Annotated in this window: 28 protein-coding genes; 10 read left to right on the forward strand and 18 right to left on the reverse strand. The window is 71.3% G+C overall.

The window, feature by feature from the left end:
• Positions 1-106: 106 nt before the first annotated feature.
• From NBY69_RS28530 to NBY69_RS28570, 9 genes are all read right to left on the reverse strand, one after another.
• Positions 107-841, reverse strand: a complete 735-nt coding sequence (locus tag NBY69_RS28530; protein WP_250304759.1) for an ABC transporter ATP-binding protein — start codon at positions 839-841, stop codon at positions 107-109.
• A 190-nt stretch (positions 842-1,031) separates the two neighbouring features.
• A complete protein-coding gene (locus tag NBY69_RS28535; RefSeq protein WP_250304760.1) occupies positions 1,032-1,697 on the reverse strand; it encodes a potassium-transporting ATPase subunit C in 666 nt (221 codons plus the stop codon).
• A gap of 5 nt (positions 1,698-1,702) precedes the next feature.
• On the reverse strand, positions 1,703-3,796 hold the full coding sequence (kdpB, locus tag NBY69_RS28540; RefSeq protein WP_250304761.1) for a potassium-transporting ATPase subunit KdpB: 2,094 nt from the start codon (positions 3,794-3,796) through the stop codon (positions 1,703-1,705).
• A complete protein-coding gene (gene kdpA, locus NBY69_RS28545) occupies positions 3,793-5,457 on the reverse strand; it encodes a potassium-transporting ATPase subunit KdpA (RefSeq protein ID WP_250304762.1) in 1,665 nt (554 codons plus the stop codon). The genes kdpB and kdpA overlap by 4 nt, the downstream gene beginning before the upstream one ends.
• 6 nt (positions 5,458-5,463) lie before the next feature.
• Positions 5,464-5,562 carry a K(+)-transporting ATPase subunit F gene (kdpF, locus tag NBY69_RS28550; protein ID WP_250304763.1) on the reverse strand — a complete coding sequence of 33 codons (99 nt, stop codon included), beginning with the start codon at positions 5,560-5,562 and terminating at the stop codon, positions 5,464-5,466.
• On the reverse strand, positions 5,559-5,729 hold the full coding sequence (locus NBY69_RS28555) for a hypothetical protein (protein ID WP_250304764.1): 171 nt from the start codon (positions 5,727-5,729) through the stop codon (positions 5,559-5,561). Before NBY69_RS28555 ends, kdpF begins: the two co-directional genes overlap by 4 nt.
• Positions 5,730-5,912: 183 nt before the next feature.
• Positions 5,913-6,680 carry a DUF3710 domain-containing protein gene (locus NBY69_RS28560; protein WP_250304765.1) on the reverse strand — a complete coding sequence of 256 codons (768 nt, stop codon included), beginning with the start codon at positions 6,678-6,680 and terminating at the stop codon, positions 5,913-5,915.
• 1 nt (position 6,681) lies between these two features.
• On the reverse strand, positions 6,682-7,197 hold the full coding sequence (gene dut / locus NBY69_RS28565; RefSeq protein ID WP_250304766.1) for a dUTP diphosphatase: 516 nt from the start codon (positions 7,195-7,197) through the stop codon (positions 6,682-6,684).
• Entirely contained in the window at positions 7,194-7,778 is a 585-nt protein-coding gene (locus tag NBY69_RS28570) for a PaaI family thioesterase (RefSeq protein ID WP_250304767.1), read from the reverse strand. Before NBY69_RS28570 ends, dut begins: the two co-directional genes overlap by 4 nt.
• Before the next feature lie 58 nt (positions 7,779-7,836).
• Here NBY69_RS28570 and NBY69_RS28575 point away from each other — a divergent pair, with 58 nt between their 5' ends.
• Entirely contained in the window at positions 7,837-8,283 is a 447-nt protein-coding gene (locus NBY69_RS28575) for a DUF3093 domain-containing protein (protein WP_250304768.1), read from the forward strand.
• Here NBY69_RS28575 and NBY69_RS28580 read toward each other — a convergent pair.
• The 4 genes from NBY69_RS28580 to NBY69_RS28595 all read right to left on the reverse strand — a co-directional run bounded on the left by NBY69_RS28580 (position 8,261) and on the right by NBY69_RS28595 (position 11,934).
• Positions 8,261-9,328 (reverse strand): hypothetical protein, encoded by a 1,068-nt coding sequence (locus tag NBY69_RS28580; RefSeq protein WP_250304769.1) that lies wholly within the window; start codon positions 9,326-9,328, stop codon positions 8,261-8,263. The two genes, NBY69_RS28575 and NBY69_RS28580, sit on opposite strands and share 23 nt — an antisense overlap.
• Before the next feature lie 10 nt (positions 9,329-9,338).
• Positions 9,339-9,635, reverse strand: a complete 297-nt coding sequence (locus NBY69_RS28585) for a DUF4193 domain-containing protein (protein ID WP_164260119.1) — start codon at positions 9,633-9,635, stop codon at positions 9,339-9,341.
• A gap of 393 nt (positions 9,636-10,028) precedes the next feature.
• On the reverse strand, positions 10,029-11,273 hold the full coding sequence (locus NBY69_RS28590) for a cell wall metabolism sensor histidine kinase WalK (protein WP_250304770.1): 1,245 nt from the start codon (positions 11,271-11,273) through the stop codon (positions 10,029-10,031).
• 7 nt (positions 11,274-11,280) lie between these two features.
• On the reverse strand, positions 11,281-11,934 hold the full coding sequence (locus NBY69_RS28595; protein WP_250304771.1) for a response regulator transcription factor: 654 nt from the start codon (positions 11,932-11,934) through the stop codon (positions 11,281-11,283).
• 308 nt (positions 11,935-12,242) lie between these two features.
• Between NBY69_RS28595 and NBY69_RS28600 the strand changes: the two genes are divergently transcribed.
• A complete protein-coding gene (locus tag NBY69_RS28600) occupies positions 12,243-12,416 on the forward strand; it encodes a hypothetical protein (protein ID WP_250304772.1) in 174 nt (57 codons plus the stop codon).
• A gap of 114 nt (positions 12,417-12,530) precedes the next feature.
• On the opposite strand, the gene NBY69_RS28605 is transcribed toward NBY69_RS28600, so the two are convergent.
• Both NBY69_RS28605 and NBY69_RS28610 read right to left on the reverse strand, forming a co-directional pair.
• Complete coding sequence (locus tag NBY69_RS28605; protein ID WP_250304773.1) at positions 12,531-13,331, reverse strand: inositol monophosphatase family protein; 801 nt, start codon at positions 13,329-13,331, stop codon at positions 12,531-12,533.
• 10 nt (positions 13,332-13,341) lie between these two features.
• Positions 13,342-14,454: a ferrochelatase gene (locus tag NBY69_RS28610; RefSeq protein ID WP_250304774.1), complete on the reverse strand. Its 1,113-nt coding sequence runs from the start codon at positions 14,452-14,454 to the stop codon at positions 13,342-13,344.
• 139 nt (positions 14,455-14,593) lie between these two features.
• Here NBY69_RS28610 and NBY69_RS28615 point away from each other — a divergent pair, with 139 nt between their 5' ends.
• Both NBY69_RS28615 and NBY69_RS28620 read left to right on the forward strand, forming a co-directional pair.
• The gene (locus NBY69_RS28615; RefSeq protein ID WP_250304775.1) at positions 14,594-15,856 is read left to right on the forward strand and encodes an MFS transporter; all 1,263 of its coding nucleotides are present in this window, start codon (positions 14,594-14,596) and stop codon (positions 15,854-15,856) included.
• A complete protein-coding gene (locus tag NBY69_RS28620; protein ID WP_250304776.1) occupies positions 15,801-17,135 on the forward strand; it encodes a D-arabinono-1,4-lactone oxidase in 1,335 nt (444 codons plus the stop codon). The genes NBY69_RS28615 and NBY69_RS28620 overlap by 56 nt, the downstream gene beginning before the upstream one ends.
• Positions 17,136-17,177: 42 nt before the next feature.
• On the opposite strand, the gene NBY69_RS28625 is transcribed toward NBY69_RS28620, so the two are convergent.
• On the reverse strand, positions 17,178-18,176 hold the full coding sequence (locus NBY69_RS28625; RefSeq protein WP_250304777.1) for a hypothetical protein: 999 nt from the start codon (positions 18,174-18,176) through the stop codon (positions 17,178-17,180).
• Positions 18,177-18,651: 475 nt separating this feature from the next.
• On the opposite strand from NBY69_RS28625, the gene sepH reads away from it, so the two are divergent.
• Entirely contained in the window at positions 18,652-19,707 is a 1,056-nt protein-coding gene (gene sepH, locus NBY69_RS28630) for a septation protein SepH (RefSeq protein ID WP_250304778.1), read from the forward strand.
• 103 nt (positions 19,708-19,810) lie between these two features.
• On the opposite strand, the gene NBY69_RS28635 is transcribed toward sepH, so the two are convergent.
• On the reverse strand, positions 19,811-20,641 hold the full coding sequence (locus NBY69_RS28635; RefSeq protein ID WP_250304779.1) for a sulfurtransferase: 831 nt from the start codon (positions 20,639-20,641) through the stop codon (positions 19,811-19,813).
• Between the two features lie 204 nt (positions 20,642-20,845).
• Here NBY69_RS28635 and NBY69_RS28640 point away from each other — a divergent pair, with 204 nt between their 5' ends.
• From NBY69_RS28640 to NBY69_RS28660, 5 genes are all read left to right on the forward strand, one after another.
• On the forward strand, positions 20,846-21,619 hold the full coding sequence (locus tag NBY69_RS28640; protein ID WP_250304780.1) for a VOC family protein: 774 nt from the start codon (positions 20,846-20,848) through the stop codon (positions 21,617-21,619).
• 355 nt (positions 21,620-21,974) lie between these two features.
• On the forward strand, positions 21,975-23,315 hold the full coding sequence (locus tag NBY69_RS28645) for an MGDG synthase family glycosyltransferase (RefSeq protein ID WP_250304781.1): 1,341 nt from the start codon (positions 21,975-21,977) through the stop codon (positions 23,313-23,315).
• On the forward strand, positions 23,312-24,097 hold the full coding sequence (locus NBY69_RS28650; protein WP_250304782.1) for a polysaccharide deacetylase family protein: 786 nt from the start codon (positions 23,312-23,314) through the stop codon (positions 24,095-24,097). Before NBY69_RS28645 ends, NBY69_RS28650 begins: the two co-directional genes overlap by 4 nt.
• 89 nt (positions 24,098-24,186) lie before the next feature.
• Complete coding sequence (locus tag NBY69_RS28655; RefSeq protein WP_308409509.1) at positions 24,187-24,561, forward strand: BlaI/MecI/CopY family transcriptional regulator; 375 nt, start codon at positions 24,187-24,189, stop codon at positions 24,559-24,561.
• Between the two features lie 4 nt (positions 24,562-24,565).
• The gene (locus NBY69_RS28660) at positions 24,566-25,486 is read left to right on the forward strand and encodes a M56 family metallopeptidase (protein WP_250304784.1); all 921 of its coding nucleotides are present in this window, start codon (positions 24,566-24,568) and stop codon (positions 25,484-25,486) included.
• 25 nt (positions 25,487-25,511) lie between these two features.
• Here the strand turns inward: NBY69_RS28660 and NBY69_RS28665 are convergent, their stop codons facing one another.
• Positions 25,512-26,162, reverse strand: coding sequence for a thymidine kinase (locus NBY69_RS28665; RefSeq protein WP_250304785.1), 651 nt, complete (start codon positions 26,160-26,162; stop codon positions 25,512-25,514).
• Between the last annotated feature and the right edge of the window lie 64 nt (positions 26,163-26,226).

Raw genomic sequence — 26,226 nt, forward strand, 5'->3', positions numbered from 1 at the left:
GATGGGCCCGGCCGGCGCCCGCCTGGCCCGGATCCACGCTGGTCAGCCGCGACCGGACGGCTCTGGGCCGTCGGCAGCGCTCCCGCGGCAGGACGGTCAGCAGGGCTCAGCCGTGGTCGATGATCTGCCCGTCGCTGAGTTCCAGCACCCGGTCCGCGAGGTCGAGCAGCTGGGCGTCGTGCGTGGCCACCAGCGCCGTCACCCCCTCGCTCCGTACGACCGCGCGCAGCAGCTCCATCACCGCGAGCCCGGTCTCCGCGTCCAGCTGGCCGGTCGGCTCGTCCGCGATGAGCAGCGCGGGCCGGTTGGCGAGCGCACGGGCGATGGCCACCCGCTGCTGCTGCCCGCCGGACATCTCGCCGGGGCGCTGCGCCATGTGGTCGGCGAGGCCGACGAGGCCCAGCAGCAGAGCGACGCGCTCCTCCCGCTCGCGCGGGTCGGCCTTGCGCAGCCGCATCGGTACGCCGACGTTCTCGGCGGCCGAGAGGATCGGGATCAGTCCGAACGACTGGAAGATGAAGCCGATGCGGTCACGGCGCAGATCGAGCAGCCCGTTCTCACCGAGCCCGACCAGCTCCGTGCCGTCCACGGTGATCCGCCCCTCGCCGGGGGTGTCCAGACCGCCGACCAGATTGAGCAGGGTGGTCTTGCCGGAGCCCGAGCGGCCCTTGAGGGCGACGAGTTCACCGCGCGGCACGTCGAAGGAGACCCCGCGCAGCGCGTGCACGGCGGCGGCGCCCGTGCCGTACGAACGGTGCAGGTTCTCCACCCGCACCATCGGCTCGTCGGGCCGGTCGTCCGCCACGGCCGTGCCGGCCTGTCCGCTGGTGCCCTCGGTCATGCTCGCTCCCCCGTACGGTCCGGTCGATCGGCGTCAGTATGGTCACCGGACGCGCCGTCGGGCAATGGCGGGGCGCCGGTGCGTCCGCTGACAGCGGTGCGGCGGACCCGGTACGCGGGCGCGCGGAAGCGGCCCGCGGCGCTCTGGACACACCAGAACCACCGCGGGCCGCTGGGCAGTCGGCCGGGGATCAGCCCTTGACCAGCTGCTTCAGTGCCACGTTGAGTTCGAGGACGTTCACCCGGGGCTCGCCGATGAATCCCAGCCCCCGGCCGGTGGTGTGGTCGGCGACCAGCCTGTCCACCTGGGCCACGGTGAGGTGGTTGCGCTCCGCTACCCGGTGCACCTGGATCTCGGCGTACGCCGGGGAGATGTCCGGGTCGAGCCCGGAGGCCGACGAGGTGACGGCGTCGGCGGGCACCTCGGAGGGCTTCACCGTGTAGCCGGCCGCCGCGTTGTCCTCGATGACGGCGGCCTTGGCCTCCTTGACCGACTTGATCAGCCCGGCGTTGTCGCCGGACAGGTTGGTCGCGCCGGACACCAGCAACTTGTACTGGGTGTTGATGCTGTTGGTGCCGAGCCCGTTGGACGGCCGGGGCTGGAACCACTTGAGGTCGGGCGCCGGGGTCTCCTGCCCCTTCTTCAGCGGCAGGGTGTAGCTCTGCCCGATGAGGGAGGAACCGACGACCTTGCCCCCGGACTTGATCTCCGAGCCGTTGGCCTTGTCGTGGAACAGGGCCTGGGCGACGCCGGTGACGGCGAGCGGGTAGATCACCCCGCACACCACGGTCAGGACCAGAAGGGCACGCAGGGCGGCCCAGAGCAGCCGTCCCGTTCCGCTCACGGAGTTGTTCATGATGGTCACCCGATGCCAGGAATGAGGGAGAGGAGCAGGTCGATGATCTTGATGCCGACGAACGGCGCGACCAGGCCGCCGAGTCCGTAGATCCCGAGGTTGCGACGGAGCATCCGGTCCGCTCCCGTCGGCTTGTACTGCACGCCCTTCAGGGCGAGCGGCACCAGCGCGACGATGACCAGCGCGTTGAAGACGACCGCCGACAGGATCGCGGACTCCGGCGACGCGAGGTGCATGACGTTGAGCTTGTCCAGGCTCGGGTACGCCACCGCGAACATCGCCGGGATGATCGCGAAGTACTTCGCGACGTCGTTGGCGATCGAGAACGTCGTCAACGCGCCCCGGGTGATCAGCAGTTGCTTGCCGATCTCGACGATCTCGATCAGCTTGGTCGGGTTGGAGTCCAGGTCCACCATGTTCCCGGCCTCCTTGGCGGCCGAGGTCCCGGTGTTCATGGCCACCCCGACGTCCGCCTGGGCCAGCGCGGGGGCGTCGTTCGTACCGTCGCCGGTCATCGCCACGAGCTTGCCGCCGGCCTGCTCGCGCTTGATGAGCGCCATCTTGTCCTCGGGGGTGGCCTCGGCGAGGAAGTCGTCGACACCTGCCTCCTCGGCGATGGCCTTGGCGGTCAGCGGGTTGTCGCCGGTGATCATGACGGTCCTGATGCCCATCCGGCGCAGTTCGTCGAACCGCTCGCGCATGCCCTCCTTGACGACGTCCTTGAGGTGGATGACGCCCAGCACCCGGGCGCCCTCACCGTCCTCGACGGCGACGAGCAGCGGGGTGCCACCGGCCTGCGAGATCGCGTCGGTGAGCGTCCGGGCGTCCTCGGACACCTGACCGCCGCACTCCTCGACCCAGGCCACCACCGAGCCGCTCGCGCCCTTGCGGATCCGGCGCCCGCCGGTGTCCACCCCCGACATCCGGGTCTGGGCGGTGAAGGTGACCCAGTCGGCCCCGGTCAGCTCGCCCCGGCTCCGCTCGCGGAGCCCGTACTTCTCCTTGGCGAGTACGACGACCGAGCGTCCCTCGGGGGTCTCGTCGGCCAGCGAGGAGAGCTGCGCCGCGTCGGCGAGCACCGCCTCGGTGACTCCCCTGACCGGCACGAACGCGGCGGCCTGCCGGTTGCCCAGCGTGATGGTGCCGGTCTTGTCGAGCAGCAGTGTCGACACATCGCCCGCGGCCTCGACCGCGCGCCCCGACATGGCGAGGACATTGCGCTGCACCAGGCGGTCCATGCCCGCGATGCCGATCGCGGAGAGCAGGGCTCCGATGGTCGTCGGGATCAGGCAGACCAGCAGGGCGGTCAGCACGATCATGGACTGCTTGGCGCCCGCGTACGTGGCGAACGGCTGGAGGGTGACGACCGCCAGCAGGAAGACGATGGTGAGCGAGGCGAGCAGGATGTTCAGCGCGATCTCGTTCGGCGTCTTCTGCCGGGCCGCACCCTCCACCAGCTTGATCATCCGGTCGATGAAGGTCTCGCCCGGCTTCGTCATGATCTTGACGACGATCCGGTCGGAGAGCACCTTCGTACCGCCGGTGACGGCCGAGCGGTCACCGCCCGACTCCCGGATGACGGGGGCCGATTCACCGGTGATCGCGGACTCGTCGACCGACGCGACCCCTTCGACGACGTCGCCGTCGCCGGGGATGATGTCGCCGGCCTCGCAGACCACCAGGTCACCGATGCGCAGGCCGGTGCCGGGCACCTGCTCCTCCACCGAGCCGTCGAGCCGCCGTGCGACGGTGTCGCTCTTGGCCTTGCGGAGCGTGTCGGCCTGGGCCTTGCCCCGGCCCTCGGCGACCGCCTCGGCCAGGTTGGCGAAGATCGTCGTCAGCCAGAGCCAGCCGGTGATGGCCCAGCCGAACCAGTCGCCCGGATCCTTCAGGGCGAACACCGTGGTCACCACGGAACCGACCTCGACCACGAACATCACGGGCGACTTGACCATGAGCCGCGGGTCGAGCTTGCGTACCGCGTCGGGGAAGGACTTGATCAGCTGCTTGGGGTCGAACAGCCCACCGCCGACGCGCCCTTCGGGCTTCTGGTCGGGTGCGCCCGGGTGGGGCGCACGGGCCGGGGTGAGGGTACTCATGACGCCAGCCCTTCAGCGAGCGGACCCAGCGCGAGCGCCGGGAAATAGGTCAGTCCGGCGACGATCATGATCGTGCCGACGAGGAGCCCGGTGAAGAGCGGCTTGTCGGTACGGAGCGTGCCGGCGGTCGCGGGCACCGGCCGTTGTTCTGCGAGCGAACCGGCCAGCGCCAGCACGAACACCATGGGGACGAAACGGCCGAGCAGCATCGCCAGTCCGATGGTGGTGTTGAACCACTGGGTGTCCGCGCCGAGCCCGGCGAAGGCCGAGCCGTTGTTGTTGGCGCCCGAGGTGTAGGCGTAGAGGATCTCCGAGAAGCCGTGTGCACCGGAGTTGGTCATCGAGTGGCCCGGTGTCGGGAGTGCCAGCGCCGCAGCGGTGAAGCAGAGCACCAGCGCCGGGGTGATCAGGATGTAGCAGGCCGCGAACTTGATCTCGCGGACGCCGATCTTCTTGCCCAGGTACTCGGGCGTACGGCCCACCATCAGTCCCGCGATGAACACCGCGATGACCGCCATGATCAGCATCCCGTAGAGGCCGGAGCCGACACCGCCGGGGGCGATCTCGCCGAGCTGCATGCCGAGCATGGTGATGCCGCCGCCGAAGCCGGTGAAGGAGGAGTGGAAGGAGTTGACCGCGCCGGTCGAGGTAAGCGTGGTCGCCACCGAGAAGATCGACGAGCCGCCGATCCCGAAGCGCGTCTCCTTGCCCTCCATCGCGCCGCCCGCGAGGTCGAAGGCCGGGCCGCCGTGGTGGAACTCGGTCCACATCATCAGCGCGGTGAAGCCGATCCAGATCGTCACCATCGCGGCGAGGATCGCGTATCCCTGCTTGAGGGAGCCCACCATCCGGCCGAAGGTCCGGGTCATCGCGAAGGGGATGACCAGGATCAGGAAGATCTCCAGGAGGTTGGAGGTGCCGTTCGGGTTCTCGAAGGGGTGGGCGGAGTTGGCGTTGAAGTAGCCGCCGCCGTTGGTGCCCAGCTCCTTGATGGCCTCCTGGGAGGCGACGGCGCCGCCGTTCCACTGCTGCGAACCACCGCCGAACTGGCCGACCTCGTGGATCCCGGCGAAGTTCTGGATGGCACCGCAGGCCACCAGGATCAGCGCGCCGACGACGGCGATGGGGATCAGGATGCGGACGGTACCGCGCACCAGGTCGGCCCAGAAGTTGCCGAGTTCACCGGTGCGGGAGCGGGCGAAGCCGCGTACGAGGGCGACCGCGACGGCCATGCCGACGGCTGCCGAGACGAAGTTCTGCACCGCCAGGCCGCCGGTCTGCACGACGTGGCCCATGGCCTGCTCACCCGAGTACGACTGCCAGTTGGTGTTGGCGACGAACGAGGCGGCGGTGTTGAACGCCTGGTCCGGGTCGATCGACGCGAAGCCGAGTGAACCGGGCAGGCTGCCCTGCACCCGCTGGAGCAGGTACAGGAAGAGGATGCTCACCAGCGAGAAGGCGAGGACGCCCCGGAGATAGGACGGCCAGCGCATCTCGGATGCGGGGTTGGCGCCGATGGCCTTGTAGATCCACTTCTCGACCCGCAGATGCTTGTCGGAGGAGTAGACACGGGCCATGAAGTCGCCGAGCGGTCGGTAGGCCAGACCCAGCGCCACGATCAGCGCGAGCATCTGGAGCACACCGGCGAGGACGGGGCTCATCAGGGCTCAGAACCTCTCCGGGTGAACAAGGGCGAGGACGAGGTAGCCCAGCAGGGCGACAGCCACCACGAGGCCGACGACGGCCTCCACGGAAGAACCGCTCACAGCTTCGCCACCCCCTTGGCAATGAGCGCCACCAGCGCGAAGACCGCGATCATGGTGACGACGAAGGCCACATCGGCCATCGTGAGCTCCTGAAAGAGTTCGAAAATTCGGACTCCCTGAGCAAACCCTCTCGAACGGCCACAGAGCCTTCCGTTGACGGCACCCATACGGCGAGCGGCCCGCCCTTGATGCGATCCCTACGCGCAAGGCCGTGACCAGCAGAAAAGCCGGTGGCCCGCACCCCCGTGGGGGTGCGGGCCACCGGCTCTGCCGGATCGGGCCGATGGACGCGCGCCGACCTGGCCGATGTCCTGCCTGATGCCCTGGCCGATGTCCTGGCGGACGGCCGGTCAGCGCACCTCGGTGATCTCGGGACCGCGCTGAAGCTGTCCCATGCCGCCGGAGAAGCGCGAGCCCTCCTGCTCCTCCTGCTGGACGCCGTCGGGCATCATCTGCGCGTCGTCGGGCAGCTTGAGGACGATCGGGTCGCGGGGGGCCATCGGCCCTTCACCCCGGACGACGACGGTGTCCCGGAAGATCTGCTCAAGGAGGCCGGCGGCCTCGGGCTGGACCGCGCCCTGCCCGGAGATCACACCGCGCAGGAACCAGCGCGGCCCGTCGACCCCGACGAAGCGCACCAGCTGCACGCCGTTCGTACCGTCCGGGAGCTGTACGGGCACCTGGGCCCGCAGCTCCCAGCCGAGCGGACCCTCGACCTCGTCGATGATGCCGCCCTGCTGGGTGATGCCCGAGGCGATCTCCTCGCGCACCTCGCCCCAGATGCCTTCCTTCTTGGGCGCGGCGAAGCCCTGGAGCTGGACGGCACTGTCGCGCAGGACCACCGTGGCGGCGACGATCGCGTCACCCGCGACCTCGACGCGCAGCTCCATGCCCTCGACTCCGGGCACGAAGAGACCGCCGAGGTCCACCCGGCCCTCGCCCGGGGCGCCGACCTCGGAGATGTCCCACGGGCCGTCGGGCCGCGGGGCGGGCGGCAGGCCGGACCTGCGCGGCTCGCTCACCTCTGTCGCCTCGTTGCTCTCGGCGCCGTCGACGACCTGCTCGGCCTCGCCCGTCGCGTCCTCGTCGGAACCGCTGTTCTTGCGACGTCCGAACACGTCACTGTCCTTCCCGGTCGGATACGACCGATGCGTATCGATTCCCACCCTGTGAGCCGTCCACAGACGCGTGACCGCCGGTGGACCCGAAGCCCCCGCCGGCCCGCGCGGAGCCCGGAAGCTCCGCCACCTCATGGAAGCGCACCTTCTCGACCTGCTGTACTACCAGCTGGGCGATCCGGTCGAAACGCTCGAACCGCACCGTCTCGCGCGGATCGAGATTGACCACGATCACCTTGATCTCTCCACGGTACCCGGCATCCACCGTCCCCGGGGCATTCACCAGAGCGACTCCGCAGCGGGCGGCGAGACCGGATCGGGGGTGCACGAAGGCGGCATACCCATCGGGCAGGGCCACTGACACTCCGGTGGGCAGCACGATCCGCTCCCCAGGAGCGAGCTCGGCCGCCTCGGTGGTGACCAGATCGGCGCCGGCGTCGCCGGGATGCCCGTACGCCGGGATCGGCACCTCGGGATCGACACGGTGGATCAGTACGTCCACGGGGGCGCGGCTCACGGGTTCACCTCGAAGGCGCGGACGCGCTTGATCTGGTCGGGGTCGGCCATCGCGGCACGGATCTCCTCCGGGCGTCCGTTCTCGGTGAAGTGGTCGACCTTGACCTCGACGAAAAGCGCGTCGGCACGGACCGCGACGGGCCCTTCGGGGCCGCCGATCCGGCCGGTGGCCGTGGAGTAGATCTTCCGGCCGTGCACCGCGGTGACCTCGGCCTCCAGGTGGAGCACGGTGTCCACCGGGACGGGCCGTACGAAGTCCGTCTCCAGCCGTCCGGTCACCGCGATGACCCGCAGCAGCCAGTTCAGCGAACCGAGCGTCTCGTCGAGCGCCGAGGCCAGCACGCCGCCGTGGGCGAGGCCGGGCGCACCCTGGTGGGCGGACTGCACGGTGAATTCGGCGGTGATCGTCACACCTTCGCCGGCCCTGGTCTGGAGGTGCAGCCCGTGCGGCTGTCCCTCGCCGCAGCCGAAGCAGTGCGCGTAGTGCGCTCCGAGCAGCTCTCCGGGGGCCGGGGCATCGGGATGGCGCACGGGCGCCATGGCATCGGCCGGGGGCGTCAGCGCTGAAGATGTTCGTGTCACAGCCGCAGACATTACCCGCGCGGTCACGCCGGTACCGCACCATGCCAAGCTTGGTTTCATGCAGCCTTACGAAGAACGTCTCACCGCGCCCCGTTCCTGGTGGCTGATCGCCCTGCTCGTCGGGATCGCGGGCGGGCTGATCGCGCTGCCGCTGGGCACGCTGCCGATGCTCGGCGGTCTGGTCGGCGGTGCGGCGGTGGCGGGCGTGATCGTGAGCTCGTACGGTTCGGTCCGCATCCGCGTCGTCGCGGGCTCACTCGTCGCGGGAGACGCGAAGATCCCGCTGACCGCGCTGGGCGAGGCCACGGTGCTGGACGCGGAGGAGACCGTCGCCTGGCGCTCGTACAAGTCCGATCCGCGTGCCTTCATGCTGATGCGCAGCTATGTGCACACGGCGCTGCGGGTGGAGATCACCGACCCGGCCGACCCGACGCCGTACGCCTATCTCTCGACGCGGGACCCCGAGGCGCTCAAGGCGGCACTCACGGCCGTGCCCGCCACCTAGGACTGTCCGGCCGGTTTCTGCCGGGCGGGAAAGGGGCGGGGTGCTCAGCACCCTTCGGGTCCTCGGGCGGTACGAGCTTCCCGGGCCGTGACAGCGGGGGCAGCTCGGGGAGGGCGTCCCAGGGGACCTGGCGCTTGCGCATGTCCTTGCGGATCTTCTCCGCGACTCTCCTGGTGTCCCGGCGGTTCATGGCCGCGCCGACGGCGGCGCCCACCATGAACGGCATCAGGTTCGGCAGGTCGCGGAAGGTGCGCTTCATGATCTGCTGCCGTAGTTCGCGCTTCATCTGACCGCCGAGGGCCGCGTTCACCGTGGCCGGCTTGGTGATGTCGAAGCCGCGCTCGCCCGACCACGCGTTCAGATACGCGGTGGAGCGGTCCTTGAGATTGCCCGGCGGGCGCATGCCGTAGACCTCGTGGAGCTCGGCGATGAGCTTCAGCTCGATCGCCGCGACTCCGGTGATCTCGGCTGCGATCTCCGCCGGTATCGCGGGCGGTACGGGCAGCATCGCGGCTGCTCCGATGCCCGCGCCGACGGTGGATGTCGCATTGGCCGCACCCGCGACCAGCTTGTCGGCGATCTCCTCCGGGCCCAGGCCCGGGAAGTGTCTGCGCAGAGTCGCGAGATCGCGGACCGGGATCCGCGGCGCGATGTCGATGACGCGGTCGACGACGTACGCCAGCCCGGCCCTCGCCCCCCGACCGCTCTTCTGCACGCCGTTCTGTATGCCGTGTTTCAGGGCGCCCAGGCGGCGGGCCCCGGTCTTGGGTCCGTCCTGCACGCCCTGTACCACCGCACCCGTCACCGCATCTGCCACTGCGTCGAAAGGTGCCGCTTCGTCGAGCGAGGCCGACCGGCCCCGCTCGTCGTCACGTGCGCTGCTGACGAGCGCGCTCGCCCCGTGGTCGTTCTCCTCCGGGAGCCGGAGGGCATAGGGCTCGGCAGACGCTTCCGCGCCTTCAGCCGGGCCCGTGCCGTCCTGCTGGCCCTCGGGGGAACCCTTCCGCCGGAAGCTTCGCTTCCGGGACGGTTTCGCGCCTGCCACGGCCGACTGCCTAGTCGCAGTCGCGGCAGATGGGCTGGCCGTTCTTCTCGCGCGCCAGCTGGCTGCGGTGGTGCACGAGGAAGCAGCTCATGCAGGTGAACTCGTCGGCCTGCCGGGGCAGGACCCGGACCGACAGCTCTTCGTTGGACAGGTCTGCGCCGGGCAGCTCCAGTCCCTCGGCCTGCTCGAACTCGTCGACGTCGACAGCAGCCGTCGACTTGTCGTTCCGACGTGCCTTGAGCTCTTCCAGACTGTCCTGGTCGCTGTCGTCGTCGGTCTTGCGTGGAGTGTCGTAATCCGTAGCCATGTCGCGCTCTCCCCCTCTGGGTATTTGCGGTGTCTCCAGCGCACGTAACGCGTGAGAGGCCGGACTTGTGCCCGACCTGAGGCGGAGATTTTGCCTCACATCAAGGTCTGTTACTCAATCGACACCCAACCGGATCCCCCGGGAGAGATCGATTTGGATGGCGATCGGGACCGTACACGGTCCGGGCGTGGCGCTTTGCGGGCACCACCCCGTGTACTTCCCGTGATCACACCCCCTGGAAACCCCGGATTTTCCCGGTTTTTCGGGGATTTGGGGTTCACGGAGAGTAGGTGGGCGGAAATCCGGACCTGTGACCGATCGCACATATGTTTCTCGGGAACGCGTCCCGGAAATTCCGCGCAAAGCGAACATCTGGACTCCCCCGGAAACGTCTCAAACAGGCAACGTGACACGCATCACGAGGCCGCCGCCCTCGCGAGGCTCCGCGATGATACGGCCTCCGTGGGCGCGCGCGACGGAGCGGGCGATGGAGAGCCCGAGCCCCACCCCCTTGTCGCTCCCGGTCCGCTCGGTACGCAGGCGCCTGAACGGCTCGAAGAGGTTGTCGATCTCGTACGCGGGGACCACGGGTCCCGTGTTCGACACCACCAGCACCGCCTGTCCGGGCTGGAGCTCGGTGGTGACCTCCACCCAGCCGCCCTCCGGGATGTTGTAACGCACCGCGTTCTGCACCAGGTTCAGGGCGATCCGCTCCAGCAGGACACCGTTGCCCTGGACCACCGCGGGCGCCTGCTCCCCGCGCAGTTCCACGCCCTTCGCCTCGGCCTCCGCGTGGGTCTGGTCGAGGGCGCGGGTGGCGACTTCGGCCAGGTCGACCGGTTTCCGCTCGACGATCTGGTTGTCGCTGCGGGCGAGCAGCAGCAGCCCCTCCACCAGTTGCTCGCTGCGTTCGTTGGTGGCCAGCAGCGTCTTACCCAGCTGGGTCAGCTCCACCGGCGCGCCCGGGTCGGAGAGGTGGACCTCCAGAAGCGTGCGGTTGATCGCGAGCGGGGTGCGCAGCTCGTGCGAGGCGTTCGCCACGAAGCGCTGCTGCGCGGTGAAGGCCCGCTCCAGTCGGTCGAGCATCTCGTCGAAGGTGTCGGCCAGCTCCTTGAGCTCGTCGTCCGGGCCGTCCAGCTCGATCCGCCTGGTCAGGTCCGTTCCGGCCACCCGGCGGGCGGTACGCGTCATCCGGCCGAGCGGCGACAGCACCCGCCCGGCCACGGCGTAGCCGAAGGCGAAGGCGATGATGCTCAGGCCCACGAGGGCGTACAGCGAGCGGGTCAGCAGATTGTCGAGGGCGTGCTGACGCTGCTCGCTCATGCATGCCTTCAGCACGCTGTTCAGCTGGTCGCTGTTCTGTGTCTGCCCGAGGTTCGGACAGGTCGGGCTGGCGATGGACACGTTCTGGCCGGACACCTGGAAGGCAGGGGTGCTGCTGCCGCTGTGCAGCGCCTGCGCCGCCAGCATGTAGATGATCGTGAGCAGCAGGATCCCGGCGATCAGGAACATCCCGCCGTACAGCAGGGTCAGGCGTATCCGGATGGTCGGACGCAGCAAGGGCGACAGGGACTCGGCTGATTTCGGGTCCCAGGTCGGCTTGGGAGGCGCCGTCGGCGGCGCGGGGGTGGAGGCCACCGGGCGGTCAGATCCGGTATCCGGAGCCGGGCACGGTCACGATGACCGGGGGCTCACCGAGCTTGCGGCGCAGCGTCATGACGGTCACCCGCACGACGTTGGTGAACGGGTCGGTGTTCTCGTCCCAGGCCTTCTCCAGGAGCTGCTCGGCGGAGACCACCGCACCCTCGCTGCGCATCAGCACTTCGAGGACGGCGAACTCCTTGGGCGCGAGCTGGATCTCGTTGCCCTCCCGGAAGACCTCGCGGCGGTTGGGGTCCAGCTTGATGCCGGCCCGCTCCAGGACGGGGGGCAGGGCGACCGTCGTACGGCGCCCCAGCGCCCGTACCCGCGCCGTCAGCTCACTGAAGGCGAAGGGCTTGGGCAGGTAGTCGTCCGCGCCGAGCTCCAGGCCCTCGACCCGGTCGCTGACGTCACCCGACGCGGTCAGCATGAGGACCCGGGTCGGCATGCCGAGTTCGACGATCTTGCGGCAGACGTCGTCCCCATGGATCAGCGGCAGGTCGCGGTCGAGGACGACGACGTCGTAGTCGTTGACCCCGATCCGCTCCAGGGCGGCGGCGCCGTCGTACACGACGTCGACGGCCATGGCCTCCCGGCGAAGTCCGGTGGCCACCGCATCGGCGAGCAGCTGCTCGTCCTCGACGACGAGTACGCGCACGGCGCTGTCCTTCCTCTGAGCCCTGTTCAGGGCAGCTCTGGCACGGAGTGTGTGTACGTCCATCCTGCCCCGTACGGCCATAAACCGGCTGTAAGACAATGCCGGGCCCCGGAACGGTGGGAATTCCGTGATTCCCGGGCCGGTTGAGGTTTCTCTGAGGTGGAGCGAGGGGAGGACGATTGCACACCCGCCGATCACGCCCTGTATGTGGCGCGCCACAGGCCGCTCCGCCGCCCCGGGGAGCCCGTGATCAGTTGATGACCCTCGGCACACCCCCGTGCCACCGACCCACGACGAGGGGGCGCACCATGGACGCATTCACCGCAGGTCTGCTGCAGCGCATAAAGGCAGCTCAGACCGACCTGACCCTTGCTCGCGAGACCGGCGACGACTTCCTGGCGGAGGTCGAGCAGGGCGAGTTGGACGATCTGCACCGCCTCGCCGCCGAACACGGCGTGGAAGTCCGCACCGCGAGCGTCTGACGTACGGCGTGCGGGGCCCCGGCACCACAGGACGACGGTGCCGGGGCCTTCGCATGCGCTCCCCGTGCCCTGTCCCGGCCGCCGGGGCCTGTCAGCGTGCTCGGAGCCGGGGCGTCAGTCGTGCCAGGCGCCGTACTCCTCCAGGAGGGCCTGGAGGGGCTCGAAGACGCCCGGCGACCCGGCGACCGTCAGATCGTCCGTAGGGCGCTCCCCGGGCCGCCCACCGGTCTTCGCACCGGCCTCGCGGGCGATGAGGTCCCCGGCCGCGCGGTCCCAGGGGTGCAGTCCGCGTTCGTAGTACCCGTCGAGCCGGCCCGCGGCGACGTCGCACAGGTCGACCGCGGCCGAGCCGCCCCGCCGGATGTCCCGCAGCTGCGGGATCAACTGCTGGGCCACGGACGCCTGGTGGACGCGCACCGTCGTGACGTAGTTGAAGCCGGTCGACACCAGCGCCTGGTCGAGGGGCGGTGCGGGCCTGCACCGCAGTCGCCGGTCGCCGAGGTACGCCCCGCCGCCGCGGACCGCGTGGAACGTCTCGCCGCGCATCGGCGCGGCCACCACACCCACGACGGTCTCGCCGTCCTGCTCGGCCGCGATCGACACGGACCAGGTGGGCAGGCCGTAGAGGTAGTTGACGGTGCCGTCCAGCGGATCGATGACCCAGCGGATGCCACTGGTGCCCTCGGAGCTCGCGCCCTCCTCGCCGAGGAACCCGTCGTCGGGACGGAGACCGGCGAGGTAGCCCGTGATCAGCTTTTCGGCCGCGATGTCCATCTCGGTGACGACGTCGATGGGGCTGGACTTGGTGGCCGCCACTTCCAGGTCGGCGGGGCGCCCGTCCCGCAGCAGGGTGCCGGCGCGCCGGGCTGCCTCCTGGGCCAGTTCGAGCAGTTCGGTGTGGAGCGGATCGGTCACGGTTCTCCCTCTAGGCGTACGGGCTGTCGGCGCCCGCGGCTGCGGGCCTGGCACTGCGGGCCGGGCAGCAGCCGACCGGGCACACGTCGTGCGAGGCGCCGAGCGTTCCCAGCGCGCAGCGCGCCACCGGGAGCCCCCGCTCCGCGGCTGCGCGCTCCAGCAGCAGCTCGCGCACCGCTGCCGCGAAGCGCGGGTCGGCGCCGACCGTCGCGGACCGCGCGGCGGGGAGCCCCAGCTCCGCGGCCTTGGCGACGGCTTCGGTGTCCAGGTCGTAGAGGACTTCCATGTGGTCCGAGACGAAGCCGATGGGCACCATGACGACCGCGGGCGCGCCCGCGCCGTGCAGCTCCGCCAGGTGGTCGCAGATGTCGGGTTCCAGCCACGGGATGTGCGGGGCGCCGCTGCGCGACTGGTAGACGAGCTGCCAGGGGTGCTCGATCCCCGTCTCCGCGCGGACCGCGTCGACGATCACCCGCGCCACGTCCAGGTGTTCGGCGACGTACGCCCCGCCGTCGGGCCCCGAACTGTCGGCCGCGGCGGTGGGGATGGAGTGGGTGGTGAAGGCCAGGTGCGCCCCGTCGCGTACCTCGTCGGGCAGCCCGGCCAGCGACTTCAGGACACCGTCGGTCATGGGCCGTACGAAACCCGGGTGGTTGAAGTAGTGCCGCAGCTTGTCGACGCGCGGCAGCTCAAGGCCTTCCGCCTCCAGCGTCGCCAGCGCCTCGGCGAGGTCCTCGCGGTACTGCCGGCAGCCGGAGTACGAGGCGTACGCGCTGGTGGCCAGCACGGCGATACGCCGGTGGCCGTCCCGGACCATCTCCCGCAGGGTGTCGGTCAGGTACGGCGCCCAGTTGCGGTTGCCCCAGTACACCGGCAGTTCCACGCCGTGCTCGGCGAAGTCCTTGCGCAGCGCGTCCAGCAGGGCGCGGTTGTGGCCGTTGATGGGGCTGACCCCGCCGAACAGGAAGTAGTGCTGCCCCACCTCCTTGAGCCGCTCCTTGGGGATACCGCGGCCGCGGGTCACGTTCTCCAGGAACGGGACCACGTCGTCCGGGCCCTCGGGGCCGCCGAAGGAGAGCAGCAGGAGGGCGTCGTAGGGATCTGGATCACGCTGATCGGACATGGCTCCGATCCTGCCACCCGCCTCCGACAGGCCGGGGGACCCCCCACGCAACGGGTGCCCGTTCCTGACCCCCGGTGCAGGACCCGTCACTGCGACCGTAAGCTGCGCAAACGACACTTACGCCTTACCGGAGCCCTTCTTGACCAGTCCCTACCGTGCGATTTTCGCCGCCCCCGGCACCAAGGGGTTCTCGGCGGCCGGACTCTTCGGCCGGATGCCGCTCTCCATGCTGGGGATCGGTGTGGTGACGATGATCTCCCAGCTCACCGGGCGCTACGGGCTGGCCGGTGCGCTCTCCGCGACACTGGCACTGTCCGCGGCGGCGATCGGTCCGCAGATCTCCCGGCTCGTCGACCGGCACGGGCAGCGCCGGGTGCTGCGCCCCGCCACCCTGGTCTCGGCCGCCGCCGTCGCGGGCCTGCTGATCTGTGCGCAGCAGGAGCTGCCGGAGTGGACGCTCTTCCTCTTCTCGGCGGGCGCGGGCTGCGTACCGAGCATCGGCTCGATGGTCAGGGCCCGCTGGGCGGCGATCTACCGGGGCACCCCGCGCAGCCTGCACGCGGCGTACTCCTGGGAGTCGATCGTCGACGAGGTCTGCTTCATCTTCGGCCCGATCCTCTCCATCGGGCTGTCCACGGCCTGGTTCCCGGAGGCGGGCCCGCTGATGGCCGGGGGCTTCCTGGTCGTCGGCGTCTTCTGGCTGACCTCGCAGCGCGCGACCGAACCGGCGCCGCATCCGCGCGGCCAGGGACCGGCCGGTTCGGCGCTGGCCTCGCGCGGGCTGCAGATGCTGGTCCTGACCTTCGTGGCGACCGGGGCGATCTTCGGGGCGATCGACGTCGTGACGGTCGCCTTCGCCGAGGAGCGCGGGCACAAGGCGCTGGCCAGTGTCGTTCTCGCCGTGTACGCCCTCGGCTCCTGTCTGGCCGGCGCTGTCTTCGGACTGCTGCACCCTCGCGGCCCGGCCTCACGCAGGTGGCTGGTGGGTGTGTGCGCGATGGCGCTGAGTATGATCCCCCTCCAACTGGCCGGGAACCTGCCGTTTCTGGCCGGGGCGCTCTTTGTCGCGGGCCTTGCCGTAGCACCGACGATGGTGACCACGATGGCCCTCGTCGAGCAGCACGTACCGCGCAGCAAACTGACCGAGGGCATGACCTGGACCAGTACCGGGCTCGCGGTCGGGGTGGCACTCGGCTCTTCGGCCGCCGGCTGGGCGGTCGACGCGGGCGGGGCCGGCCAGGGGTATCTGGTGCCGCTCGTGGCGGGAGCGCTCGCGGCCGTGGTGGCGTTGCTCGGGTATCGCCGGCTCCATGTGCCGGCGCCACTACACGAGGGGAGCGGGGCAGATGACGGGTACGGCACGGACATCGGTGACAGCGCGAACGGCGGGCACGTGGCGTAACTGGGCGGGGAACGTCACCGCGCGCCCGGTGCGGGAGGTGACCCCCGCGTCGGCCGAGGAGCTCGCGGGCGCAGTCCGGCGGGCGGCGGACGAGGGCCTGAAGGTGAAGGCCGTCGGCACCGGCCACTCCTTCACGGCGACGGCCGCGACCGACGGGGTACTGATACGCCCCGATCTCCTCACCGGCATCCGGGAGATCGACCGCACGGCCGGCACCGTGACCGTCGAGTCGGGTACTCCGCTGAAGCGGCTGAATCTGGCGCTCGCCCGTGAGGGGCTCTCCCTCACGAACATGGGCGACATCATGGAGCAGACGGTGGCGGGCGCCACCAGTACCGGCACGCACGGCACCGGCCGTGATTCGGCGTCGATCTCCGCGCAGATCCGCGCGCTGGAGCTGGTGACGGCCGACGGCACGGTACTGAAGTGTTCGGAGCAGGAGAACCCCGAGGTCTTCGCCGCCGCCCGGATCGGCCTGGGCGCGCTGGGGGTCGTCACCGCGATCACCTTCGCGGTGGAGCCGGTCTTCCTGCTGACGGCCCGCGAGGAGCCGATGGCCTTCGACCGGGTGACCGCCGACTTCGAGCAGCTCGTCGCCGAGAACGAGCACTTCGAGTTCTACTGGTTCCCGCACACCGGCAACTGCAACACCAAGCGCAACAACCGCAGCGCGGGCCCCGCCGCGCCCCCCGGCAAGGTAGCCGGGTGGATCGAGGACGAGCTCCTCTCCAACGGCCTCTTCCAGGCGGCCTGTTCGCTGGGCCGGGCCGTCCCCGCGACGATCCCCGCCGTCGCGAAGATCTCCAGCCGCGCGCTCTCCGCCCGCACCTACACCGACGTCCCCTACAAGGTCTTCACAAGTCCGCGCCGGGTGCGCTTCGTCGAGATGGAGTACGCCCTGCCGCGCGAGGCCGCGGTGGCGGCGCTGCGCGAGGTGAAGGCGATGGTGGAGCGTTCACCGCTGCGGGTGAGTTTCCCGGTGGAGGTGCGGACGGCGCCCGCCGACGACATCGCGCTCTCCACGGCTTCGGGACGGGAGAGCGCGTACATCGCGGTGCACCTGTACCGGGGCACACCGCACCGGGCGTACTTCACCGCCGTCGAGCGGATCATGACCGCGCACGGCGGCCGGCCGCACTGGGGCAAGGTGCACAGCCGTGACGCCGAATATCTGGCCGGGGTGTATCCGCGGTTCGGCGAGTTCACGGCGTTGCGCGACCGGCTGGACCCGCAGCGGCTGTTCGCCAACGACTACCTGCGCCGGGTCCTGGGCGACTGACCGCCCGAGGGGGGCTCCGCGCCGCACAGGTTGAAGATCACGTCAGGGAGTCGTCGCCCCGGAGCCCGCCCCCTTGTCCTGCTGGACGGTGCCGTCGTGGCCCGTGGTGCCGCCCGTCCCGCTGTCGGCCGGGCCGGACGGTGCCGGGTCGGGTGCCGTGGAGGCGTCACCCGACGAGGGCGGTGAAGGGCTCGGGGCCGGGTCGGCCGGAGCGTCGCTCTTCCCGGGGCCCGGCCCGGTCTGCCCGCCGTCGCCGGAACTGCGGCTCGGCGACGGGTCCGGGCTCCGGCTCGGGTCCGGGTTCCCGCCCTGCTGCCGGTCCTGCTCCGTCGAGTGCGAAGGGGCGGGCGAGGGCTTCGACGCCTTCGTACCGCCGCCCTGCACGGCCGATCCCACCGTCGTTCCGCTGCCGCCGCTGAGGCCGTGCCCCGAGAGCAGCTCGAACCCGGTGATCCCGGACATCGCCACGAGGAACGCGACGCCGGCCGCGAGCGACGAGCGCTTCCAGCCGCGCACCCGTGTGCCGTGGGTCGTGGCTTCGGTGAACTCCCCGTCGAGGGGCAGCAGCCGAGTCGCGTCCGGACCGGGACCCGGGGCCGCCCGGTCCCCGGCCCGACGGCCGCCCGTGGTGGTGCTGCTCAGCTCGTCGGGCCACGGCGCGGCGACCGTGGGCGGCATCTCCCCCGGCTCCGCGGTCCCGGGCACCTGGCTGACGGAAACCCGGCTGACCGGCACCTGCCGGGTCGGGAACCTCGGGCCCTTCGGCTTCACCTGCACCGTGACTTCGCGGATCTGCTCCCCGGTACGCCGGAAGAGATGCTGGAAGATCGTGCCGCCACAGGTCGCGATCACACTGACCACACCTGCGCCGATGATCGTTCCGTACACCCCGAGCTTCGAGGCCAGCACCGCCGCCACGACAGCCGCGAAGGCGCTGCCCGCGACCTGCGGCACGCTCAGGTCGAGCTTCTTCTTCGTCGCGTTCTCGGACTCTGTCCCGCTGTCCGGCTTCTGCTCCATCTCCAGCCTCTGTTTGCCCATCTGATGACACTCTGCACCAGAAAGGGACATGTGAGCGAAGTGGATAGTTCCGATTCGGGAGATTGTGTGAAGCACAACACCCGAGGGCATACACCGGAGGCAATTATCGGGATTCCGCTCCCCCGGGCCGCCAGAACTCGAGCGGCGAGCCGTCCACCCACTTGGCCCGAATGGAGTACTGTGTCGAGCCCTGGGCCCGGCCTCCCACAAGGGTGTCCGGACCAACGGGAGGGGGCCGAAGGCGGCACTCGAACCGGCGGAGCCGTGGCACCGCACGGGCGCCCGCTGCACAGAGTGATCGCCAGTCGCTCTGCGTTGCGAACAGGTAACCGTGCCATAACGGCGTTCCAGGACTGAGACCCGACACGCCGGGTAACTCGGCAAGGTTGTGGCGTGCCGAACCCGGGCAGGCCACACTCGACTAGCGGAAGCAGCGACGCACGTGACGTCGGCAGGCACCACCCGGGAGGTTCCCATGCCCGAACTGCGTGTCGTGGCCGTCTCGAATGACGGCACACGACTGGTGCTCAAAGCTGCGGACAGTACGGAGTACACGCTTCCGATCGACGAGCGGCTGCGTGCGGCGGTCCGTAATGACCGCGCGCGCCTCGGCCAGATCGAGATCGAGGTGGAGAGCCACCTCCGTCCCCGCGACATTCAGGCACGTATAAGAGCCGGTGCCTCCGCCGAGGAGGTCGCCCAGATGGCCGGGATCCCGGTCGACCGGGTCCGCCGCTTCGAGGGCCCCGTGCTCGCGGAGCGCGCCTTCATGGCCGAACGGGCCCGTAAGACGCCCGTGCGCCGTGCCGGTGAGAACACCGGCACGGGTCCGCAGCTCGGCGAGGCGGTGCAGGAGCGGCTGCTGCTGCGCGGCGCCGACCGGGACACCGTGCTGTGGGACTCCTGGCGCCGTGACGACGGCACCTGGGAAGTCCTGCTGGTGTACCGGGTCGCGACCGAGACCCACTCGGCGAGCTGGACGTACGACCCGCCGCGCCGTCTGGTGCAGGCCATGGACGACGAGGCACGGTCGCTGATCGGCGAGTCCGACAACTCGCTGGTGGCGCCCGAGCCGAGCTTTCCGTTCGTACCGCGGATCGCCAGGCTGCCGCGCGACCGGCCGCTCGACCGTGCCCTGGACCGGCAGATGGAGCGGCCCACGGCGCCCGTGCCCGCGCCTCCCGAGCCGGACGACAGCATCAGCGAGCGCGATTCGCTGACCAGCCTGCTGGAGGCCGTCCCGAGCTTCCGCGGCGACATGGTCGTACCGGACCGGCCCGCTCCGCCGGAGCTTCCGCCGGCCGAGCCGGTGCGCGAGTCGGAGGCCGAGGAGCCGCCCGCGGCGTCGGTCGGCGCCGGTTCGGCGTACGCGGACGTACTGATGCCCCGTGCGGTGACCGGTCACCGCGACCGGCTCACCGGGACGACGGACCGGCAGGCCGAGGCCGACGGCGTGCGGCCGGGGCGGCGTGCGGCCGTACCGAGCTGGGACGAGATCGTCTTCGGGACGCGGCGCAAGAAGCAGGATTAGGGACTGCCCGCCCCCGGTCCGCCGGGCGGCCTTTGGGCGGGAGAGACAGGACCAGTGGGGCCCGTACGCGCCGCGTGCGGGCCCCACTGGTGTCCGGCGGCGGCTACCGGGGATCGGGACCGGTCGCCACCGGGCGGGATTCGTCGGACGACCATTCCGACCAGGAACCCGCGTAGAGAGCGGCCGGGAAGCCCGCGACCTCCAGGGCGAGCACCTCGTGGGCCCCGGAGACACCGGACCCGCAGTACACACCGATCTCGGTGTCCTCGCCCGCGGCCCCCAGCCCGGCGAACCGGGCCCTGAGCTCGTCGGCCGGCAGGAACCGGCCGTCCGGGCGGACGTTCTCCGTGGTCGGCGCGGACACCGCGCCGGGGATGTGCCCGCCGACCCGGTCGATGGGCTCCACGTCGCCGCGGTAGCGCTCGGCGGCGCGGGCGTCCAGCAGCAGCCCCTTCCCGGCCAGCCCGGCCGCGCCGTCCGCGTCGAGGAGCGGCAGCGAGCCCGGTACGGGGGTGAAATCGCCCCGGGCGGGCGCCGGAGTCTGCGCCGAGAGGGGGCCCGTCCAGGCCGCGAGACCGCCGTCCAGGACCCGGACATCGAGGTGGCCGGTCCAGCGCAGCAGCCACCAGGCGCGCGCGGCGGCCCAGCCCTGGCCGCCGTCGTACACGACGACCGGGGTGTCCCGCGAGACACCCGCCCGGCGCAGCACCTCGCCGAACTCCGCCGGATCGGGCAGCGGATGACGGCCGCCGGTGCCGGGCGGACCGGCCAGTTCCGCGTCCAGGTCGACGAAGACCGCGCCGGGGATGTGCCCGGCCTCGTACTCGGGGCGCAGATTCGGGCCGCCGAGCTTCCAGCGGATGTCGAGGAGCACCGGTGGCCGCGTTCCGGCCGACTCGCTGGCGAGTTCGGCTGCGGTGATGATGGGAGTCATGGATCACATCCTCGCCCAGGGACCGGCTCGCACGTAACGCCGTAGAAACGGACGAGGAGTATCAAAACAGGCATCCTCCTGCTGGAACGTGCAAAATACGGCGCGGCCGGGGCCCGGCGCGCGGCAGGTGGTGGAAGCATCTGGGTGAGGGCCGCCCACCGACCCCCGCACGGCCACCACCGATGGTCCGAGGAGAGAGCGAAGATGACCGAGGCAGCCACTCGGCGTACGCCCGGAACCCCCTGCTGGGTAAGTCTGATGGTGCACGGCCTGGCAGCGACCCAGGAGTTCTACGGGGACCTGTTCGGCTGGGAGTTCCAGCCTGGCCCCCTCCAACTGGGGCCGTACGTACGCGCGCTGCTCAACGGCAAGGAGGTCGCCGGCATCGGGCAGATGCCGCCCGACCGGCATCTGCCGATCGCCTGGACGACCTATCTGGCGTCCGACGACGCCGACGCGACCGCGGAGACCATCCGGCACTGCGGCGGGACGGTCGGAGTGGGGCCGCTGGACGCGGGCGAGGCGGGGCGGCTGGCCATAGGGTCCGACCCCGCGGGCGCGGTCTTCGGCGTCTGGCAGGCGACCGCCCACGCCGGGGTCGCGGAGGCGGGCGTCCCCGGGACGCCGGTGTGGAACGAACTGGTGACCCGGGAGACCGGGACGGTCGGCAAGTTCTACCAAGCGGTGTTCGGATACGAGACGGAGGCCGTGGTCTCGGCCGACTTCGACTATCTGACCCTGTACCTGGAGGGCCACGCGGTGGCCTCCCTGCACGGGGTCGGTCAGGCGCTGCCCAGGGACAGGGGTGCGCACTGGATGACGTACTTCGAGGTGGCAGACACCGACGAGGCCGCACACCGGGTGGTCGAGCTGGGCGGGCACGTGCTGCAGCAACCGCGCGAGGGCGAGACCGGGCGGCTGGCCACGGTCGCCGACCCGGAGGGCGCGGCCTTCACGATCGTCCGGACGGCGCGCTGAACGCGGCGGCACACTGACCCCGGCACCGACCCCGGGCAGGCACGGCGCTCCCCGGGGCGGGCGTCGCACCCCTCGGGCAGGCACGGACATCACCACCGGCCGGACGGAGCAGCAGGCTGCCGTCCGGCCGGTTCGCCGTCTCCCCGGCCGGTTCGCGATACCCCCGGCGGACCGCCCATCCGAGGGCCATTCCCTTACTTCTACATCATGTAGTAGTTTCAGACGGCAGCCCTCCGCGCCGTCCTGATCCCTCAGGCCCCGCCGGACGGCGTCGTTTTCGCGCGCCCGGCACTTCCGTCAGCCCGGCGAGAGCGAACCCCTGTCCCGCTCTTGCCAGTTCGGAGGCTGATCGGCCGTGTCGTACCACCAGGACCCCGAATTCCCCGTGGGCGGCGGGGTGTTCCCGCGCCGGACCCACCGGCGGGAACACGCGCTGCCGCGGATCGTGATCATCTCGGCGAGCGTCGGCGCGGGACACGACGGCGCGGCCCACGAGTTGGCGCGCCGTCTGGAGGCCGAGGGCTTCACGGTCGACCGGCACGACTTCCTCGATCTGCTCCCCGCCCGGCTCGGGAAACTGCTGTCGGGCAGCTACCACCGCCTGCTGACCTGGGCGCCCTCCGGCTACCAGCGGATCTACGCCGCCACCGAGCACACCGGGGGGCCCGGCCCGGTCCTGCGCGCCCTGTTCCGCGTTGCCCAGCGGCGCACCCTGCGGGCCGTCCCCGCCGACGCCTCCGCGGTCGTCTCGACCTATCCGTGCGCGAGCCAGGTACTCGGCGGTCTGCGGCTGCGCGGGCGGCTGTCCGTACCGGCCATCACCTACCTCACCGACTTCTCGGTCCATTCGCTGTGGGTGGCGCCCGGGATAGACACGCATCTCGCCGCCCATGCGATACCCGCCGGACAGGCCACCGCCCAGGGCGCCGCCGGGGTGACCGTCAGCGGACCCGTCACCGCTGACCGTTTCGCCCCCGCCACGCCCCGGCGCCGCAGCGCCGCGCGTGCCCGCTTCGGCCTGCCCGACGAGGCCCCGGTGGCGCTGCTGGTGGCCGGATCGTGGGGGGTCGGGCCGGTGGAGCAGGTGGCCGCCGAGATACGGGCGAGCGGCACAGCCGTACCGGTCGTCGTGTGCGGGCACAACGAGGCGCTGGCCGGGCGGCTCCGCAGAGCCGGGATCGAGCATGTGCACGGCTGGGTGGCGGACATGCCCGCACTGATGTCCGCGGCGGACGTCCTGGTGCAGAACGCGGGCGGCCTCACCTCGCTCGAAGCCTTCGCCAGCGGCCTGCCGGTGGCCAGTTACCGTTGCATTCCCGGCCATGGACAGACCAATGCCGCCGCGTTGCACGAAGCCGGGCTCGCCACCTGGATACGGGAACCGGCCGACCTCGCACAGACGCTCACCGAACTGCTCGACGGCCCCCTCGGCCGGTCCCAGCGCGCCGCGGGACTGGCCCTGTACGACAAGGGGCCCGGCCCCGCCGCGGCCATCGCCGCCGCCGCCCGCCACCGTCCCGTCGCCTGGGGCACACCGCCGGGCCGCCGGGCCCGTCGCCGGGCCGCCGTCGTGACCGTCGCCATGGCGGCCACCCTGCTGCTGGGGATCGGCGCCCCGCTCGCCGAGGCGTACGGTGACTCACCGGCCCGCTTCGGCTCGTTCACGCATTTCCTGGACGGCGACGTGCGCCGATGACCCTGCACCGAACGGCCCGTACCGTCCTGCTCGCCGGCGCCGCGGTGCTGCCCGCGCTCGCCGCCGTGCACGCCGCACCGGTCGTCTCCACCTTCGGGCCGCTGCGCAACAGGTTCATGCCCCGGCTGTCCGGGCAGGGCCGGGCCGGTCACGCCGCGCTCACCTTCGACGACGGCCCCGACCATCTCTCCACCCCGCACTTCCTGCGCCTGCTGGACGCCCGCCGGGTGCACGCGACCTTCTTCCTGCTCGGCTCGATGGCGGTGCGCTCCCCCGCCCTGGTACGGGAGATGACCGCCGCCGGGCACGAGATCGCCCTGCACGGCTGGGCCCACCGGCCGCTGCTGGTGCGCGGCCCCGCCGCCACCTACGACGACCTCGCCCGTGCGCACGACACCGTCACCGGCATCACCGGCGTCCCGCCCCGGCTGTTCCGGCCCCCGTACGGGGTGATGACCGCCGGGACGTACCTGGCCTGCCGCCGCCTCGGCCTCACCCCCGTCCTGTGGACCACCTGGGGCGAGGACTGGCGCAAGCGCGCGACCCCCGCGTCCGTACACGACACCGTCGCGCGCGACCTGCGCGGCGGCGGCACCATCCTGCTGCACGACTCCGACTGCACGTCCGCCACCGGCTCCTGGCGCAACACCCTCGGCGCGCTTCCCCGGATCCTGGACACCTGCCACGAGCGCGGGCTGGAGGTCGGACCGCTCGGGGAACACGGGTGGCCGGACCCCGCTCACCGCGGATCCGGGCGGACGCCCGCGCTCCGTATGCCGTAGTAGCTTGGAGGACCGGCGCGGTTCATGGACACGGAGCGGCGCGGACGGAGCTGCGGCGCAGCCGGGCGGAGTACAGAGGGGTGCGGAGCGTGAGCAAGCAGGGGCCATCGGGACGGCGTGCGCCGGGCGAGCTGGAGAGCGAGGTCCTGGCCGCTCTGTGGGCGGCCGGTGAGCCCGCGGGCGCCGGTACGGTGCGCGAACAGGTCACCGGCGACCCCGCCTACACCACCGTTCTGACGATCCTGTCCCGGCTGCACGCCAAGGGCCTGGTGACCCGTACCCGGGCCGGACGCGGGTATCTCTACTCCCCGGTGCGCGACGAGGCCGGACACGCGGCGGCCGGGATGCGCGATCTGCTGGAGCACGGCGGGAACCGGGCCGCGGTGCTCGCCCGTTTCGTCTCCGAGCTGCCCGCCGACGACGAGAAGCTGCTGGAACAACTCCTGCGCGACGCGAAGGAGTAGGACCGTGTGGATCAGCCTGTGCGTGGCGCTGTCGGCCGGTGTGGTCCTGACGCTGAGCGCGCCCCGGACCGCCCGCAGGCTGCCCCCGCGCGCCGCCGCCTGGATGCTGACCTCGGCCGCCGTGATCGCGGCGGGCGCCTGGGTCGCGGTCCTGGCCATGCTCGGTGTCACCTTCATCGGACAGATTCCTCAAGTGGCCGCCGAGGGCCGGTGGTCACCCCGGGTGCTGGCCGCCGACAACCCGCTCGACTGGCCGGTGGCCGCGGCGTGCGCCGTCGGTGCTCTCGGCTGTCTGGCGGCCCTCGTCGTGTCCGCGTACCGCTGGGTGCGGGTGTTCGTCCGGGCCCGGCACGACTTCCGGCCCCTGCCCACCTCGGGTGATCTGGCGGTTCTGGACGACCCCGCTCCGGTGGCCTTCGCGCTGCCCGGGGCGCCCGGCCGGATCGTGGTCTCCACCGGCATGCTCCGCGCCCTGAACGCCGACGAGCGCCGCGCCCTGCTGGCGCACGAGCGCGCTCATCTGCGCCACCGTCACCATGTCTTCCTGCTGGTGCTGCAACTCGCCGCGGCGGCCAACCCGTTGCTCAGGCCGCTCACCCGGGCCGGGGCCCACGCGCTGGAGTGCTGGGCCGACGAGTCGGCCGGAGCCGTCGTGGCCGACCGCCATCTGGTCGCCCGCGCGGTCGCCCGCGCGGCACTCGCCACCGGTCGTGCCCCGCAGCCCGCACTGGCCGCCACCGGCGGCCCGGTGCCCCAGCGGGTCCAGGCCCTGCTCGCCCCGCCCACGCCGTTGCGCCGCCGTCTGGTCGTGGCCGTGGCGGCCTTGATGGTGATCTGCTGCGCCGGTCCGGCGCTGACCGCCCACGACGTGGACCAGCTGTTCGATGCCGCCGCGCCTGCCCGTACCGAGGCACCGCAGCACTGACGCGGGTGTCGGGAATACCGGGTGATCAGCGCGTCGCGACCGGCAGGACATCGGGCGAGAGCGCCCCCGCGCGGGCCGACCGGGCGGTCATCCTGCGCCGGTGGTGGCGTCGGCACAACACCTCGTAACCGACCTCGCCCTGCTGCCGGTTGACGTCCCCGATCACCACCTGCGCGCCTTCGACGACCATCTCCCCGCCCACCGTGCGCGCGTTGTGCGTGGCCCGTGCGCCGCACCAGCACAGCGCCTCGACCTGAAGCGCCTCGATCCGGTCGGCCAGTTCGATCAGCCGCTGCGAGCCGGGGAACAGTTTGGTCCGGAAGTCGGTGGTGATCCCGAAGGCGAAGACGTCCCGGTCGAGGTCGTCCACCACCCGGGCCAGCTGGTCGATCTGGTCCGGCGCGAGGAACTGCGCCTCGTCCACGATCACGTAGTCCACCCTGTCGCCGTGGGTGATGCGGCCCACCAGGTACGCGTAGAGGTCCATGCCCTCGTCCGCCTCGACCGCGTCGGTGACCAGGCCGAGCCTGGACGAGAGCTTGCCCTCCCCCGCACGGTCGTCGCGGGTGAAGATCACGCCCTGGAGGCCACGGGCCGAACGGTTGTGTCCGATCTGCAGCGCCAGAGTGCTCTTTCCGCAGTCCATCGTTCCGGAGAAGAACACCAGCTCGGGCATGGGAAGTCGAGGACCTTTCGGATCCGGGGGAAACGGGTGGGGAACGCGTGGGTGGGGTACGCGG

Source organism: Streptomyces sp. A 4/2, from assembly GCF_940670765.1.
Classification (GTDB): domain Bacteria; phylum Actinomycetota; class Actinomycetes; order Streptomycetales; family Streptomycetaceae; genus Streptomyces.

Coding starts and splice junctions, on each gene's coding strand:
- NBY69_RS28665 (WP_250304785.1), bottom strand. CDS start 26,162: ATGCCCGAGCTGGTGTTCTTCTCCGGAACGATGGACTGCGGAAAGAGC.
- NBY69_RS28585 (WP_164260119.1), bottom strand. CDS start 9,635: ATGGCTACGGATTACGACACTCCACGCAAGACCGACGACGACAGCGAC.
- NBY69_RS28620 (WP_250304776.1), top strand. CDS start 15,801: ATGACGGGTACGGCACGGACATCGGTGACAGCGCGAACGGCGGGCACG.
- NBY69_RS28650 (WP_250304782.1), top strand. CDS start 23,312: ATGACCCTGCACCGAACGGCCCGTACCGTCCTGCTCGCCGGCGCCGCG.
- kdpA (WP_250304762.1), bottom strand. CDS start 5,457: ATGAGCCCCGTCCTCGCCGGTGTGCTCCAGATGCTCGCGCTGATCGTG.
- NBY69_RS28555 (WP_250304764.1), bottom strand. CDS start 5,729: ATGGGTGCCGTCAACGGAAGGCTCTGTGGCCGTTCGAGAGGGTTTGCT.
- sepH (WP_250304778.1), top strand. CDS start 18,652: ATGCCCGAACTGCGTGTCGTGGCCGTCTCGAATGACGGCACACGACTG.
- NBY69_RS28625 (WP_250304777.1), bottom strand. CDS start 18,176: ATGGGCAAACAGAGGCTGGAGATGGAGCAGAAGCCGGACAGCGGGACA.
- NBY69_RS28600 (WP_250304772.1), top strand. CDS start 12,243: ATGGACGCATTCACCGCAGGTCTGCTGCAGCGCATAAAGGCAGCTCAG.
- NBY69_RS28575 (WP_250304768.1), top strand. CDS start 7,837: ATGCAGCCTTACGAAGAACGTCTCACCGCGCCCCGTTCCTGGTGGCTG.
- NBY69_RS28610 (WP_250304774.1), bottom strand. CDS start 14,454: ATGTCCGATCAGCGTGATCCAGATCCCTACGACGCCCTCCTGCTGCTC.
- NBY69_RS28535 (WP_250304760.1), bottom strand. CDS start 1,697: ATGAACAACTCCGTGAGCGGAACGGGACGGCTGCTCTGGGCCGCCCTG.
- kdpB (WP_250304761.1), bottom strand. CDS start 3,796: ATGAGTACCCTCACCCCGGCCCGTGCGCCCCACCCGGGCGCACCCGAC.
- NBY69_RS28635 (WP_250304779.1), bottom strand. CDS start 20,641: ATGACTCCCATCATCACCGCAGCCGAACTCGCCAGCGAGTCGGCCGGA.
- NBY69_RS28530 (WP_250304759.1), bottom strand. CDS start 841: ATGACCGAGGGCACCAGCGGACAGGCCGGCACGGCCGTGGCGGACGAC.
- NBY69_RS28640 (WP_250304780.1), top strand. CDS start 20,846: ATGACCGAGGCAGCCACTCGGCGTACGCCCGGAACCCCCTGCTGGGTA.